6 protein-coding genes are annotated in these 17,098 nt (G+C 58.4%); 2 read left to right on the top strand and 4 right to left on the bottom strand.

Annotated features, from left to right (window positions below):
• Nucleotides 1–142: 142 nt before the first annotated feature.
• The 3 genes from AB4N91_RS18845 to AB4N91_RS18855 form a co-directional block, all read right to left on the bottom strand.
• A complete protein-coding gene (locus AB4N91_RS18845) occupies nt 143–2,440 on the bottom strand; it encodes an autotransporter outer membrane beta-barrel domain-containing protein (protein WP_077749126.1) in 2,298 nt (765 codons plus the stop codon).
• A 188-nt stretch (nt 2,441–2,628) separates the two neighbouring features.
• On the bottom strand, nt 2,629–4,554 hold the full coding sequence (locus AB4N91_RS18850; RefSeq protein WP_460111549.1) for a hypothetical protein: 1,926 nt from the start codon (nt 4,552–4,554) through the stop codon (nt 2,629–2,631).
• 146 nt (nt 4,555–4,700) lie between these two features.
• Nucleotides 4,701–6,650, bottom strand: a complete 1,950-nt coding sequence (locus AB4N91_RS18855; protein ID WP_460111550.1) for a hypothetical protein — start codon at nt 6,648–6,650, stop codon at nt 4,701–4,703.
• 557 nt (nt 6,651–7,207) lie between these two features.
• On the opposite strand from AB4N91_RS18855, the gene AB4N91_RS18860 reads away from it, so the two are divergent.
• Nucleotides 7,208–7,567, top strand: a complete 360-nt coding sequence (locus AB4N91_RS18860) for a DUF6124 family protein (protein WP_010461993.1) — start codon at nt 7,208–7,210, stop codon at nt 7,565–7,567.
• Nucleotides 7,568–7,961: 394 nt separating this feature from the next.
• Here the strand turns inward: AB4N91_RS18860 and AB4N91_RS18865 are convergent, their stop codons facing one another.
• Complete coding sequence (locus tag AB4N91_RS18865) at nt 7,962–15,134, bottom strand: retention module-containing protein (protein ID WP_460111551.1); 7,173 nt, start codon at nt 15,132–15,134, stop codon at nt 7,962–7,964.
• Nucleotides 15,135–15,724: 590 nt separating this feature from the next.
• On the opposite strand from AB4N91_RS18865, the gene AB4N91_RS18870 reads away from it, so the two are divergent.
• Nucleotides 15,725–17,083, top strand: a complete 1,359-nt coding sequence (locus AB4N91_RS18870) for a TolC family outer membrane protein (protein WP_010461997.1) — start codon at nt 15,725–15,727, stop codon at nt 17,081–17,083.
• The last annotated feature ends 15 nt before the right edge of the window (nt 17,084–17,098 follow it).

The following is a 17,098-nucleotide window of genomic DNA, read 5'->3' on the forward strand; positions in this document are numbered from 1 at the left end:
CGTTGTTGCTGAAGGTGAAGCGGATTGAGGATGGAGATTCGTGGTTGCCGAGACAGGTGATTGCCGGTCAGACGGGTCAATAAAAAACGCCGCTTACCCAATAGGAGAAGCGGCGTTTCAGTCTTGCAAGACTACTATTCCCTTACCAGTTAACCCTCACCCCAAAGTTAACCCCCCACGGCTTCTCAATGTGCTCGCCCTTTTCATAATCAAAATCAACGTGCGCCTGCATCCCCTCGGAGAAAGCCACTGCCAACCCCGCCCCGAAATCGGTACGGTAGCCCGACAGGTCGTTGTTAAACACATTGCTGTTCACTTGCACTTTGTTATTTTTGGCGAACTCGTAACCCGCCGCGGCACTGATATAAGGCTGTACCACCTTGCCGTTGCCGAAGTCGAAATTGCGCCCGAAGGTGCTGCCGACCTTGCCCAGCATCGAGCGGGCCCGATCACCGTTGGCGTCCATGCCGTTGTCCAGGTTGTAATGCTTGCCCTGGATCACGACAGACGAGAATCGGGTAAACGGTTCGATGAAGTAGCCATCGCCGAACTTGATGTGTCGGCCGAATTCGGCCCAGCCGCCGAGGCCGGAGTTGTCGTAGTCGCCTTTGGCACGGGAACCGTCGCTCAGGCCGACTTTTGACTCGTTGCGGAAGTGGTTGAACTTGAGCGCGGCATCGAAGTAGTAACCGGAATCGGCATCGAGCCAAGTTGCGTAAGGCCCGACGTAGTAGCTGTCGACGGTGCCGGAAGTGCCGTAATCAAGATTCAGCCTGGAATTGCTGTACCCCGCCATCACCCCCATAAACCATTGGCTCTCACCCAGTCTCGCATCAGCGCCCAGGGAAAAACCTTGCTGGGTTTGCTGATAAGCCACACCCGAGCCGTCAGCCACATTGTATTGGCTGCCGTAAGTACGCACCCAGGCACCCGACTTGCCGCCGTTGAATCGAAGCTCACCCATGCGACTGCGTAGGGATGCGTCTTCGCCGGTGGCCACAGTGATCGCTGTATTGAACAGGGCCAATACCGAACGCGCGCCCGGGCTGACGGTTTCGGTAGCAGGGTCCAGATACCAGTCGGTAGCCCCGCTTTCGTCCATCGTGCTTTTCAGCGAATAGGACCAGGTTCCCAGGTCCGCCCTGCCACTGATCAGCGAGAATTGCGCATCACCCGCCGCCGTATGCACGAGGTTCAATTGCCCGGGAGACACGGCATCCAGCCCAGAGGCCGCAACCAACAGACCGAACTGCCCAGTGGCCACACCGGTCACGTTCAGGAAATCGTGATGGCCGGTGGCAAAGTTGCCTTTCATCGCAAATACATTGGCGCCGGTGCCTGAGGCCGCAAGTGTTCCGACGTTCAACTGGTAGAACGTGTCCGGGGCATCGGGCGAACCGAAGCTGACTGTACCGCCATTCATGGCCAATGCGCCGACGGTGTCGTTGCGGGTCAGGGTCCAGTTGGAGCCGCTGTTGATGGTCACACCGTCGACCTTATCCAGGCTGCCGGTGAACCGTGAATTGTTTTGCAGGTTGACCGTGGCCGAGGAGGCGTCATCGACGAGCACGACATCACCGGTGAAATGGCCCTGATCGAAGGTGAGGTTCGCTACGCTGCTGCCATCTATATTCACGTTGCCTTGAAGCGCACTGTTGGCGACGGTCATGGCGGCGGTAGAGGCGCCTTGCACATCAAGCAGGATGTTGTTTCCGGCAAGCAGACTGGCACCGTTCGAGAGACGGATAGTGGCATTTGTGCCTCTCTCGACCAGAACCGCGGAGCCGTTGACACCCTGTACGATGGCATTATCCAGTGTAAGGGCACGAGCACCTACATTGGCGGAATCGTTGACCATCCGCACACCTGTCGCCTGCCCGGTGATATGCGTCCCGGCAGAGGCATCCACTTCACCGCCCAGAATGTTCACACCAATGCCGTCGCCTGCCGAGCCGGTGACTTGCGTATTGATCAACGACAATTTGCTCAGCCCCGTGACCTGGGCACCAGCTACTTCACCCTTGATCTGGCTATTGGAAACGGTCACGTCCGATCCGCCGGCCGCGACACTGGAACGGTTTACGGCCAGCCCGATGTCTTCGCTGGTCACATTGGCCCGATCGATAGTGCCTCGACTGCTGGTGACTACAACGCCTTCAGCGCCGCTACTGCCGACAATGCTCGCGCCGTTGATATTCAACGTTGAGCCAGATTGCACAGTGATCGATCGGGTACTGGCGCCATTGACGTTCAACACGCCATTGTTACGCACCAGATAGTCGATCGACGTTGTCGATGAGTCGATATCCAGTGTCGTTCCGTCGACGATGGTTGCCGCCTGTGCACCCGTGCCGGACAAAGAAAAGACCGGCATGAACACCAGTACGCCCAGCGCGCGTTTTCGAATAACCCTGACGGGGAGCTCGCCAAATACTTTCATAATTTATCCACCTCCAACTCATAATAAAAAGTGCGCAAATACATTTGCGTGAAAAAATTGAGCGCGGAAGGTAAAGGAACGCCCCCTAAAAAAATGTAGGAAATATCCGAAATCACATAGCGAATATTTCCATAACTTCCCTCACTAAAAAAAACCGGAAGGTTTTTACACCTTCCGGGCTTTTTCACTTAAATCGGACAAGGCGTTCCAGTCCCCCCTACCATATGCACTCTAACGAAGTGACTGGAAGTTACGTCCCGCCCATCGATCTTGACGACGTAACTGATTTCCCCCCATGCGCTCTGTGTTGCAAGAAGCTCCTGGTAGCGGACTTTTATAATAAAACCGTCGTCAACCTCCTGATCGCTCGGAGAATAGTTAAATTCGTACTTGGTACCCGGCTTTACTGTAGTCCCCGCAGAATCGCTATACCCTTGATAAGTACAGGCCAATGTTTTCCCCTTCAATTCCGGCTCTCCACCTGCGACCAGTGCTTCAGCACATTTGCCAAGCACTGCATCGGCTCGCAAAGATTGGCAATTGAGTAGAGTCAAATCTGGATCCATATGTTGAAACCTTACTTCGGGCGCAACACCCGGACGAATATAAACATCAACGTCCTGAGGCAACGAAAACTCCTCATTTTCGTTAAGGTCCGGATTGGTTAGTTTGTAACTTACCGGAAGCGGATTGCCATTTCCTCCTTCATCCACAACTTCCCACTCAACAGTCCATTCCAAATCATCCGTTTCCGTTCCATCCAGTTCAATGACGCCCCCCTGTGCTGCTGTCACCTCAACACCCTTCCAGATCAGTGTCGCAACGTCTCCGTCCTTGACGCCATCAAAAACCTGCGCAGTGACTGAAACCGTCTGATCTTTGTCGTCTTCTGTCAGTACATTCGGGCCATTACCTCCTTGTCCTTGAACAGTCACCAGATCAAGGTCCGGATTGGGATTCTCCTCCCCTTCACCGGGCCCCGGTCTGCGGAGGTCGACAACAATATTTTTTGTAAGTGGCGTTAATGGGTGACGAACCGTGCCGCGCTTTATCTGATAACTGGTTGTTATTGTTTTTTCGCCAAGGCTATCTTTAGCCAGCGCGCTATAGGGAACATTCACGTAGAAGGGAAAGCCGTTGATCCGCTGTGCGGGCAATAGAATGCCATCTACCGTCACTTCGATCTCATCACGATCCGCGATGTAATTATCGTACTCAGCCAATATCCCGATGCCCAAAGGCATCCACGCATCGGCCAGATCCACCAGTTTAGGTAGCGTATCATCATCAAACAGCGGAATGTTGGGTGGCAATAATCCCTCTGGCGGATCCGTCAGTGATACGTTCGTTTTCTTGTACGCTGAGGGGAGACTCTTATTACCTTTCCGATCCATCAACGTATACCAGAGTTCTTTTTCACCCTCTTCGGTGCCAACCTGGGCAGCAGTCAAGTTGAAAGTAACCGGCACGGCGGTATCTGTAACAGTCACATTCCCTATCGAAATAGCTCCTGGCAAAGATATGCCAAAGAAAGCTTCGATTACATCCCCGATTTTTTTTGTGGCGTATTGAGGGACGGTAACAAGAACAAAACCGTTGGCATCCAGGTAAGGTTTGGTAATGCCGTCTCGCTCAACTTCTGCAGGAAGGGTCACCTCACCGTTCGGCAAGGGAGCCTGCGTATCGATATTAATTACCTCGTGCGCAACTTCATCAGGATTGCCACCATGACTCAGTATATAACTTAACTCATGCGATCCCGATGCATTAGTGAGACCTGCTGGCAACAGCAATTCAAACTCAGTGATGGCGGGATCAATTGGAGTCGTATAATTATATCGGGTACCAACACGACTGCCATTCCAGGTCAAGTTCAAAAACCCTGGTATAGCGTTTTCATCGCCCGCCTGAGCAAATCGGGGGATCAGCACTTTTAGCTGTGCGCCTTGAAGACTGGAATGCAACTGATTTGGCAAATCGTCCGCGGTATCGGGCAACAGGGGATTATCAGCGTGCAGGTAGGGGGGCGCTGCGTCCTCTGTAGGCATACTCTGCCGAACGACAAGATAACGCGCGCGATTCTGTGCGGGATCCAATGGTTTGAAACTGGTCATCTGTATCTTCCTTTCAATTGCTTGATTATCTGACAAAGGACACTACCAGCCCCCGTCAGGACACTTGGAAACTGACCACCCACGCGCGGACTTTAATTCTGATAATCCGACTTAAACAGCGGACAGTATTGCGCTCTTTTAATCGATCAATGTTTAGGCACGTCACTCACGAATGATTCTTCGCAAATATCATTATTCGGCCCGCACAATTGACCACTGGGCATCGTTCTATTGATAATCACAAACTCAGACTTCGACTCACCTTGTCCGCCGTTGCTCTTTCTCAAAAAATATCGGCAAAGTGCTGATCCGCGATCAACCATCGGCGCAACTAACCTTTCATAGTCTGTCACCGATATATCAAAACCATTGCGTGCCTGCTCAAGACTGAGTGTTGTTTCAAATGACTCAGTGACCCCCGGGATGGGGGATGTGCCATTGGGGCCGTAACACCCTTGCCAATGAAGCTCGACAATATCGTCTTTGTCGAACGCGTCGTTACCCTCGATATGCACCCGCACCTGCTCCCACAATCGAGGTCTGGCACAGCAATCAAGCAGGCCTTTTAGCCCGCCATCAGGGAACGTCGGCTCCGGCAAATTCCTGATGATGATGATTGCCACGTTTACCGGAGTCGCTCGGGCCAACTGCACGTTTACCTGGTTGTCGGTGGTGTACCACACCGGTAACGCCGGATTTTCCATGTCTTGCTCGATAGCCGTCCAAGGAATACTGAACTCAATATTTTGCCCGGCGCTGTCGCCATCCTTGACCTCGTATTCAGCGACTGGCGTGCTGATGGCGCCCCAGTACAGGAAGATCTTTTCTCCAGGCTTTGGATTGTCGTACAAGCGCAAGTACCCGTCGGCGGGCTGACCATGATCTATCGTCTGCAGCGTGTTCAGTTGTTTCGAAACAGCGCCATAGATCTCCAGATTCGCCAGCGTGAGGTTCAACATAGCGGGAGCGTCAGCGTGATCTGGACCGGCGACCGTCAAATTGACCGGCACCTGCGTTTCTGGAGCAGGCGGCGTCGGTGTCCCGCCACGACTGATGCGGTAGTCAACACGCGCATCCATCGGCCCGAGCCCGTCAGCCGTCAGTGTCGACCACGGTACAGTTTGGCTGAGCGGAAATTGGGTTGGGTCAACGTCCAGGGGGGCGAGAGCATGACTATTCCACTGGATCAGAACTTTGTCGGAGGCGTCCGGATTGTCATAGGCATCGATTTCGACGGTGACCGCTTTCTGATCGACCGCCCCTTCGCGAGCGTGTTCGCGGTCGATCAACCCTCGCACCGACAATGGCACCCGAGCTGGATCGAGATTGCCAGGGGCCGGCGTCAAGTCGACAAAAACCGGTAACAGGGTCGAGCGTGGCCCACGGTTGCCGGCCCAATCACGTAGCCGGTAATAAAAGTAGCGTTGACCGTGCCCACGACCACGAATATCCGCCGCGTACACGGTAATGATGAGACGACGCTGGTCAATGTCCTGTTGACTGAACTCCTGCTCACGAATGTCAGGTTCGGTATCCAGAGGATTGGGGTTGTCCGTCAAATAATAGATTGCGCGATCCCGGGCCTTTAAATCGACATAGAGCGGGACTTGTAATCTGACCTCTCCAAATCGTGTGAGGTAGTCATCGGTGATATCGCCGGGAACATCCAGCATCACCAGCGGCTTTGGCTCCTGACCATCATCCGGTGGCACTCTATCGACCGTGACGCGCTTGGAGAAGGACAGTTCTGCGTTCCCGCCGTAACTGAGTTGGTACGACAGGGAATAAATACCGTGATCCAGCTTGTCCCGAGGGACTTTCAAGGTCTTCTCCCCTGGGCCGGTGAACTCCTCCCTGTACACTTCGGTGAACGAACTGCCTTCCTTTACCCAACTGATAGAGATGATGTAGGGAAACGGATCGACGAGTGCCGTTCTCCAGTTCGGAACGATGACGACCAGGTCATCACTCACTGCACTTCTCGGCAACAGCCCGTCCGGACTCTCTTCGCCGTTCTCGTCCTTGAGGATGGCAGGCACCCTCGGTTGTTCCAGGGTTGGATCCGTTGGATCAGCCCGGTTTTGAGAAATCGGCATTGCTGACTTCCTCTCAAGACTTTGTCGACGTTCTCTCACGCTCAGTACGTATTCAGCGTGTCAGGTATTTGTTGCTCTGAAGTGATTTAACGGCACTGCGCACAGACTGGCTACTGTCAGAAATAACAGGTTTCGCTACCGTTCGTCGGCGATTGACACATCGTAGGGGGGGCGCCGCTATTTATTTGGAGGAGGAAATAAACGGCGGTGTTTAAAAGACATTTCAAGACACTCACTCTGCCTACACATCCTTGCGTAGCTGCCTACGACTGCGCCAGAATCCGCCGGCTTGTGTGCCTTGGGCCGGGGCTCTATCGTTTCCCGGTCGCTGACAAATCAGCGATCGGGTTTAGCGACCCGAACCTATGTAGGCGCAACAGCGCTCCCAACTCTCTTGCAGATTGTTCATGCCTGCGATTGATGTAATGGCGGCTGTGCGCGGGAGACTTTCGGGTCTGCCGGGCGCCTACACCCGGTTCGCTAACCTGCGTGCAGCCGCCACCCTTACTTGTTTAGCGACAGGTCTTGGTGGCTCCATTTCTTGTAGGAGTTTCACCATGTTCAAGATCACACCCAACCCACCCGAAACCGACGACGTTTCCCCCTACGAATCCACCGATTCCAAAAAACTCAACGAAGCCGCCGACCGCGCCCTCGACTACTACCTCAAACCGGTCATCCCCGCAGACACTCCGCGTAAACCGAGCACCATCTATTCCATCGCTCCCGACACCAATGACGAAACGCTGCTGGTCAACGCCTGCGAAACCCTGGCGTCGGCAAGTGTGATGCTGAGTAATTTCGCGGGGTTGATGGAAGGTTCGCATCGCAACACGGTGTTGGGGATTCAGCAGGTGGTGATGCTGGGGGAATTGGCGGTGAATCGGATGCTGGATAACTTCGTTCCGCAGGGTTAGCGAAAATCCTGGTGCGAACACTTTCCTGTGGCGAGGGAGCTTGCTCCCGCTCGGCTGCGCAGCAGTCGTAAAACCAGCGAAACGCTGTTTATCAGACACAATCGCGGCGAATGGTTTTGGGGCTGCTTCGCAAGCCAGCGGGAGCAAGCTCCCTCGCCACAACAGCGTGTCAGGCTGTGAGTTTTGTGGCGGTCTTTTGGGCCTCTTCGCGAGCAGCCTCGCTCCTACAGTTGATCTGGGTTGTTCGCCTGTTTTGTGTTCACTGAAGATCAAAGTGTCGGAGCGGGCTTGTTCCGGGCGGCGATCCGACGAAAGCGATCTTACAGACAACAAAAACCCGCCATTCCTTACCCAGGAATGGCGGGTTTTGTCGTTTCAGAGGTCAGCCTTCAGATCACACGGTATCCACCTTCAACGAATGGTCATTCAACATGCCATTGATGATGGTCGCGGTATCGTGCCCGCCCGCCACCACGCCGCCCGCTCCGGGCGTGACGCCGTAGTGGCTGGCCAGGTTGACGCCGGCCAGGTCGATGGTCTGGTTCGGTGCCGCGCCGGCCATGGCGCTGACGTCGATGCTGGTCAGGACCGAGGCGCCGCTGCCGATGACTTTGAAGTGCAGGTAGTCATCCAGTGATGCCGCGGTGCCGTTTTCGCCTTGCAGCAGTTGCGACAAATCGAGTTTGTCGGTGCCTGGGGTGAAGTCGGTGACGAGGTCGTGGCCGCTGTTGCCTTTGAGCCACTGGAAGGTGTCGGCCCCTGCCCCGCCGGTCAGGGTGTTGTTGCCCAGGCCGCCGATCAGGAAGTCGTCACCGCCGCCGCCCTTGAGGATGTCATCGCCCAAACCGCCGGTGATGACATTGCTCAGGTTGTCGCCCGTCAGCGAGTCGTTGAAGTTGGAGCCGGTGAGGTTTTCGATCGCGGTCAGGGTGTCGGTGCCGGCGCCGCCAGTGTTTTGCGCGGTGGCCACGCTCAGGTCGACCGTGACCCCGGCGGTGGCGTGGGCGTAACTCACGGTGTCGGTGCCGGTGCCGCCGTCGAGCAGGTCGTTGCCGGTGCCGCTGAACAGCAAATCATTGCCGGCGCCGCCATGCAGTTCGTTGTTGCCGGAGCCAGCAGTGAGCACATCGTTGCCGTCGCCGGCATTGAGGACGTTATTGCCGGTGCCCGCCACCAGCACATCGTCGCCGGCCGTGCCGGTGAGGGTATGTCCGTCCTGATAGCTGATGGTCACGCCCGCGCTGTCGCTGCCGCCGTGGTTGTCGTTGGCGGTGTAGGTGCCGTGGGCATCCGGGGCGATGTCGTGGCCCCCGGCGTAATCGAGGGTCATGGTCAGCTTGTAGTATTCCGCGTTGTTCACGCCGCTGCCGCTGGTGTTGGTGATGTTGGTGACGTGGATCTGATAGGTCCCGTCCGCCGCCGCAGTGAGGGTTTGCCCGTCCGCGAGGGCGATCCATGCCCCACCGTTGAGCGAATACTCCATGGCGATGTGACCGCCCGCCAGGTTGTGGTCCAGGTTGAGGGTTTCGCCTTGTTTGAGGTTGACGGTGATCCGGTCCTCATCATTGGCGTTACCGGCGGTGACCCCGCCCAGATATCCACTGACCACCAGCACCGCCGTCATGGTCGTCGCGTTCGCCGCAAAGGCGTTGCGCACGTTCGCCAGGACCTGGTTGGCGTTGTTGTTGCCGGTCGAGGAGAAGCTGATCGCCCCGGTGCCGGTGAAGTCGGCGCCTTTGGAAATCCAGCCGGTGTTGAAGTTGGTGGGTGAAGCCGTCAGCGGATCGCCATCGGCATCGGTGTCGTTGGCCAGCAGCAACTCGCCCGGCACCACGATGTTGCCCGAGAGCACGTTGGTGATGATGTGGTCATCGACCGCCACCGGCGCCGCGTTCGGGATGACTTTGACCGTCAGCGTGGAGCTGGCCAGGTCGCCGTCGTTGTCGCTGGCGGTGAAGCCGATGTTTTCGGTAATCACCACTGCCGTGGTTTTTTGCGAGGTGTAGGTGTACTCGCCAGTGTCGAGGTTCACCACCAGGGTGCCGCCATTGTTGGTGGCGATGCTGATGCTGTTGTTCACCGTGTTGAAGGTGCCGTGGTTGGCGCCGCCACTGAAGTTCAACGAACCCTGATTGCTGTTGCCTTTAGGGTCATAGGTGTAGGTGGTGCCGTCGACCACGAGGGTTTTGATGAAGCCGCCATCGGCGCCGAAGGTGCCGCCCTCCAGCAAGGTGCCCGTCACCGGCGCGCCGACCACCGTACCCGAAAGCACCGAGTTGAGCTGGTTGAGATCGGTCACCACCACCGCGTTGGTGTTGGTGTGGGTGCTGCCGTCATAAGACAGCGGATCGAGGTAGGCGTTGCTCACGCCGCTGCCCAGGCCGATCGCGTAGTTCTTGATGCTGTTGGCGTCGAGGAAGGCTTTGAGTGCGGCCTCATCTGCGCTGCCGATGTCGCCTTCGTTGGGTTTGCCGTCGGAGAAGAAGTAGCCGACATTCTGCGCCCCGGTCAGTTTGCCCGAGGTGTTGAACGCCGTTTGCATCGTCGCGACAGCGGCGTCGTAGTTGGTGCCACCGCCGGCAGTCAGGCCGGAGATGATCGACTTGGCGGTCGCCACATCCACCCAGATCGATGTCTTGTCGGTGGCGTTGCTGCTGAAGATGACGATCTGCACTTTCACATCGCCCAGGTCGTCGTATTTGTCGAGCAAGGCACTGATCGCCTGCTTGGCCAGTTCGAGGCGCGATAGCCCCGGTACACCGGAGGGGTCGACCATGCTGCCGGAGACGTCGATCACCAGCAGCAGGTTGGAATCGATCTCCACAGCCGCCACCGAACGCTCCGCGCCGAGGACCTTGGGCACGTCATCGACGATGTTGACCACGATGGTGCTGGTGGTGCTGTTGCCCAGCGCATCGGTGGCTTTGTAGGTGAAGCTTTCGATCAGGGTATTCGGGCCGTCGTTGGTGTTCGGCGAGGTTTTCGGCGCCGACGTCAGGGTGTAGGTGTAGGTACCGTTGGGGTTGAGCAGCATTTGCCCGTAGGCCCCGGTGGCGCTGCCGACCAGGGTGTAGGTGATGGCGCCACTCGCGCCGGTGACGGAGCCGACCAGGGTGCCGGTGGCCGTTTCGCCGGTGTTGCCGGGCTCGCTGCCCGTGACAGTACCGGCCGCCAGGTCCAGCCCGTCCTTGGTCAGGTCCAGGGCTTTCTCGTAGACGGTGACATCGGTGTCGCTGACCGCTTTGATGCAGCTGTTGTAGACGTCGATAGTGATGGTGGTGGTGCTTTCATCGCCGTCGGCATCGCGCACGGTGTAGGTAAACGTGTCGGTGGCACCGGCACCGCTCACGGCGTTGGGATTGCTGTGGTAAACCGCGTTGCCGTTGGCATCCAGCGTCAGGTAACCGTAGGTGCCATTGATGTTCGTGCCCAGGCCGCCGATGGCCGAGGACGAAGTGTCCGAGCCTGCGCGCACGCCAATCACTGCGCCGCTGAGTGCCGGGCCATCTGCACCGCCGATGTCGTTGTCCAGCACGTTGCCGCTGACCGTGCCGCCTTCGACCACGCTCGCCGTGTCCGCTTTGGCCGTCGGCAAATCATCGACGATGTTGACGTTGATCTGACCCGTCGCGGTGCTGCCGTCGGTGTCCGTCGCCACCACGTTGAAGTTCTCGGTGATGCTGTTGGCGCCGTTGGCGTTCGGATGAGTTTCGTTGTCCGCCAGGGTGTAGCTGTAACTGACCACGCCGGTGGCCGGGTTGTAGCCGGTGATGGTCAGCGTGCTGCCCAGCGGTGTGACGATCGATTGCGGGAAGCCTGCCGCCACACCGCCAGTGACCAGAGCAATGCCGCCGACGGTCAGGGTTTGCAGCCCGTCCAGCGCGGTCACGGTGAAGGTGCCGCTCTGGGTCAGGGCGGGCGCGTTCGGGGTGGTGCCGTCGCTGAGGTTTTTCTCGTAGACGGTCAGTTCACCGCCGTACACGTCGAGGCCATTGAGCGTGACCGGGTCGTTGTTGTTCTGGATGTTCAGCACCAGGTTGGCGGTGCTGGTATCGCCGTCGGCATCGGTAATGGTGTAGGCGAAAGTTTCGGTGCCCGTGCCGCCGCCGTGCAGGTTTTTGAAGTCGGCATCATTGGTGTTCAGTGTGTAGGTGTACGTGCCATTGGCGTTGAGCACCAGGGTGCCGTAAGTCCCGGTGAAGGTGCCTGGGGTCACAGGCCCGGCGTTCGGGCCGGTGGCGACACGGTCCGCGCCCTGGACGTCGTTGCTCAGGACATTGCCATTGAGCGTCAGCACGGCCTCCGACGCTGTGCCGGTGTTGCTGTCGTTGAAGGCTTTTGGCACGTCATCGACGATCTTCACCACGATGGTGCTGGTGGTGCTGTTACCCAGGGAATCGGTGGCCTGGTAGGTGAAACTTTCGGTCAGCGAATTCGCGCCATCGTTGGCAGGCGGCGTGGTGGTCGCAGGCGAGGTCAGGGTGTAGGTGTACGTGCCGTTGGGGTTGAGCTGGATCTGGCCATAGTTGCCCGTGGCGCTGCCCACCAGCGTGTAAGTGATCGCGCCGATCGCACCGGTGACCGAGCCGACCAGCGTGCCCTTGGCTGTTTCGCCGGTGCTGGTCGGGTCGCTGCCGATGACCGTGCCGGCCGCCAGGTCTTGCCCGTCCTTGGTCAGGTCGAGGGCATTTTCGTAAACGGTCACGTCGGCATCGGTGGACGCGACGATGCAGCTGTTGGACACATCGATGGTGATGGTGGTGGTGCTTTCGTCACCATCGGCATCACGCACGGTATAGGTGAACACATCGGTCGCGCCGGGGCCGTTCACCGCGTTGGGATTGCTGTGGTAGGTCGCATTGCCGTTGGCATCCAGCGTCAGGTAACCGTAGGTGCCGTTGATGTTGGTGCCCAGTCCACCGATGGCCGAGGTCGAGGTGTCCGAGCCTGCGCGCACGCCAATCACGGCGCCGCTGAGCGCCGGGCCATCGGCACCGCCGATGTCGTTATCCAGCACGTTGCCCGAGACGGTCGCGCCCTCGTCTACCGAAGCGTAATCAGGGTTGGCGGTGGGCAGGTCGTCGACGATGTTGACGTTGATCTGGCCCGACGCTGTGCTGCCGTCGGTGTCCGTCGCCACCACGTTGAAATTCTCGGTGAGGCTGTTGGCACCGTTGGCATTCGGATGAGTTTCGTTGTCCGCCAGGGTGTAGCTGTAGCTGATGACGCCGGTGGCCGGGTTGTAGCCGGTGATGGTCAGCGTGCTGCCGAGCGGTGTGACGATCGATTGCGGGAAGCCTGCGGCCACGCCACCGCTGACCACCGAAATGCCGCCGACCGTCAGGGTTTGCAGGCCATCGAGGGCGGTCACGGTGAAGGTGCCGCTCTGGGTCAGCGCGGGCGCGTTCGGGCTGGTGCCGTCGCTGAGGTTTTTCTCGTAGACAGTCAGTTCACCACCGGCCACGTCGAGGCCGTTGAGGGTCACCGGGTCATCGTTGTTTTGGATGTTCAGCACCAGATTGGCGGTGCTGGTGTCGCCATCGGCATCCGTGAGGGTGTAGGTGAAGGTTTCCGTGCCGCTGCCATTGCCGTGCAACGCTTTGAAGTCAGCGTCGCTGGTGTTCAGGGTGTAGGTGTACGTGCCGTTGGCGTTCAGCACCAACGTGCCGTAAGTCCCGATGAAAGTGCCGGGGGTGATCGGGCCGGCATTTTCGCCGACGGTCACGCGGTCGGCGCCTTGGGTGTCGTTGGTCAGCACATTGCCGTTGAGGGTCAGCAGGGTTTCCGAAGCGGTGCCGGCGTTGCTGTCATCCACGGCCTGAGGTAGGTCATCGACGATGTTGACGTCGAGATTGCCGTTGGTGGTGGTGCCGTTGTCATCGACCACGGTGACGGCGAATTGCTCGGAGATCCCGTTGGCACCGTTGGCCGTCGGATGCGCTTCGTTATCGGCCAGGGTGTAGCTGTAACTGACTACGCCGGTCGCGCTGTCGAACCCGGTGATGGTCAACGTGCTGCCGAGTGGTGTGACGATCGATTGCGGGAAGCCTGCGGACACGCCGCCGACCACCACGTTGATGCCACCGACGCTGAGGGTTTGCACACCGTCGAGCGCGGTGATGGTGAAGGTGCCGTTCTGTGTCAGCGCTGGCGCGTCGGGGCTGCTGCCGTCGCTGAGGTTTTTCTCGTAGACGACGAGTTCGCCGCCTTCGACGTTGAGGCCGCCGATCGTGACCGGGTCATCGTTGTTTTGGATTTGCAGCACCAGGTTGGCGGTGCTGGTGTCGCCGTCGGCATCCGTCAGGGTGTAGGTGAAGGTTTCGGTGCCGCTGCCGCCGCCGTGCAGCGCTTTGAAATTGGCGTCGCTGGTGTTCAGCGTGTAGGTGTAACTGCCGTTGGGATTGAGCACCAGCGTGCCGTAAGTCCCGGTGAAGGTGCCGCCGATGATCGGCCCGCTGTTGGGGCCTGTGGGAATGCGGTCAGCCCCCTGCGAGTCGTTGGGCAGCACACTGCCGGTCAGGGTCAGCAGGGATTCCGAGGCGGTATTGGCGTTGCTGTCATCGACCGCTTTGGGCACATCGTCGGTGATGTTGACGTCCAACGTGCCGGTGGCGGTATCGCCGTTGGAATCATTAGCGACGACGATGAACTGTTCGCTGAGGTTGTTGACACCCTCGCCGGCCGAATGGGTGTCGTTGCCGACCAGGGTGTAGCTGTAGCTGACCACGCCGGTGGCCGGGTTGTAGCCGGTGATCGTCAGGGTGTTGCCCAGTTGCGTGGTGATCGACTGCGGGAAGCCGACAGGCACCCCACCCGTGATCACATTGATCCCGCCGATACTCAGGCTGGTCAGCCCGTCGGGCGCAGACACGGTGAAGGTGCCGTTCTGGATCAAGGCGCCAGGATTGCTGGCAGAACCGTCCGCGAGGTTAGCTTCGTTGAGGGTCAGTTCGCCGCCCGCCACCGACAGGCCCGCGAGGGTGACCGGGTTGTTCGGCGCGTCAGGAACGGGAATGACACCCGTGCCCCCTGAACCGGCACCGTTGTCGCCGTTGTCCGGATCACCGGCCAGGCGTTCCAGCGGAAATTCGGGAATGCCGTTAAAGCCCGCGGTGGGGAAGCCAATGGTGGGGTCGACCCGCCCGCCCACTTCTTCGAGCATGACGAAACTGTGGCCGCCGCCCGCCGCCCCACCGGGTGCGCCGGTCGAAGCAGGTCCGGCCGCCGTGGCTTCAGCGGTTTGAGTCGGGTCATCGCCGGCCGCGATGGCTTTTTGCAGTTGCTCGACATCGGTCAGTTGCGCTTGAGTCGGCGTCACCGCTTCAGCGGTTTCCACATGGGCCGCTTGATTCGCCAGCAACTGGGAGTTCATTTGCAGGCTGCTGCCACGCCCGAGGGTCAGTTCCTGGCCATTTTTCAGATGCACGGCCACCGCGCCATCGGCGCCGGTGATCAATTGGTCGCCGGCGAACAATCGATCGCCCTCGGCCAGCACACGCCGGGTACCACCGCTTTCCGCGAACACCTGACCAATGATTTTACTGACGGTACCGATGAGCGTTGCCATGTGCATTTCCTCCGCTGCCAACCGCTGTCGGCACCCTGTTTGTGCGAAGAACGTGCTCATGGTTGAAGCAGGTTGCCTGGCGGATCGCCTGCGGGGTGCGTTTATCCGAGTAAACCGCTGCCCCGGCGATAGTCTCGCCAAGCATGTCGCTCATGGGCAATGAGTCCGTTTTTGGCAAAACCCCAATGCAATCAACAACCTTGGGATTCCAATCGCAGCCACATTGCCTTTTGTGCGATGCGTAACGATTTTGAACCTGTAGAGCGACAAAAAACTGTCGCCTCAAAACCGTTTCGCTTCCCTCCCCTCCAGCACTTCTCCGCCCTATGTCGATAAGTGGATGGAACTTTCCTTAAACCCTCGAATGCTCCCTAGAGCTTCTAAAACAAGGGCTTTCAGAGTGAACAATGTGCTGGATTTTGCAGAGCGCATAAGTTTTTTTTGGAATAACCCCTATGAAAAAAATTTCTTAGCTACGCTCTAGAATGTTCTTAGCTACGTTGTTACAAGCATGAAACGGTTTTGCCTATAAATGTCGTCAAATATTTGGCGACTGATAAAGAACCATCAGGAATCAGGGAGATGTACCCATGCGCGTTTTAACCCCCCTTTGCAGCGCAATTCTGCTGGCCATGGCCTGCACATCCCAGGCTCAAGCCATGTCAGTGACCGAGGCGATCCAGAGCACCATCGCAACCCACCCGGAACTGGCCTCGCGCGTCGACTCGCGGCTGTCCGCGGATGAGCAAGTCAAAGTCGCCAAGGGGGGCTTTTATCCATCAGTTGATCTGAACGCCGCCTACGGGCGCGGGTACAGCGATAACACCAACACCCGGGCGTTCGGCAATCACAACACCGAAATCCTCACCTACACCCAATCGGAGCTGCGCCTGCGGCAGATGCTGTTCGACGGTTTCAACACCGCGAACGAAGTCGAACGCACCAAAGGGGTCGTCAACTCCCGGGCCTATTACGCTCAAGGCACCGCCCAGGACCTGGCATTGCGCACCATCGAGGTCTACCTCGAAGTGCTCAAGCGCCGTGAACTGGTGACCCTGGCCACGAACAACCTGCAGGCTCACTTGCGGGTCAACGACCAGATCGGCCTGCGCACCCAGCGTGGCGTCGGCAGCAACGCCGACTCCGACCAGTCCAGCGCCCGCCGGGCACTGGCGCAAAACAACCTCGACACCGCCGAGGTCGATCTAGCGGATGCCGAGTCGAATTTCGCCGCCGTCGTAGGGCGCCTGCCCGATGAACTGGAAACGCCGCCGTCTATCCGCGGCGAACTGCCTGCCTCTCTGCCGGAAGCCCAGCAGAGCATGGTGGAAAACAACCCGTACCTGAAATCGGCCCAGGCTGACGTGCAATCGGCCGAGAGCCAGTACGAAGTCTCAAAGTCGCCGTTCTACCCGCGTTTCGATGCCGAAGCGGCAGTGGGCGCAAACAACAACGTGCAGGGCGATGAAGGCCACGACAACGAGTGGCGCGTGGGCGTGGTGATGAACTACAACCTGTTCCGCGGCGGCAGCGACAAGGCGCGCCTGGCCTCCAATGCGCATCAGATCAACCAGGCGATGGACATCCGCAACAACGCCTTGCGCCAACTCAACGAGAACATCCACCTGGCCTGGAACGCCATGGTCAATGCCAAGAAACAAACCCCGACTGCCCGCGAATACGCGGACACCAGCCGTCGTGTGCGCCTGGCGTATCAGGACCAGTTCGGCCTCGGCCAACGCACCCTGCTCGACTTGCTCGACAGTGAAAACGAGCTCTACAACGCCAATCGCCGCTACACCGAAGTGCGCTACACCGAGGAGTATTCGATGTACCGCGTGCTGGCGAACATGGGCCAGTTGCTGAGCAAACAACGGGTGGTGCTACCCGCCGATGCGATCGCCCAGGCCGAAGTGAAAAACGAAGCGCGTTTGCCTGAACTGAAGTAGCTCACTGGGGGCGAT

The organism is Pseudomonas sp. H3_D04 (assembly GCF_054669175.1).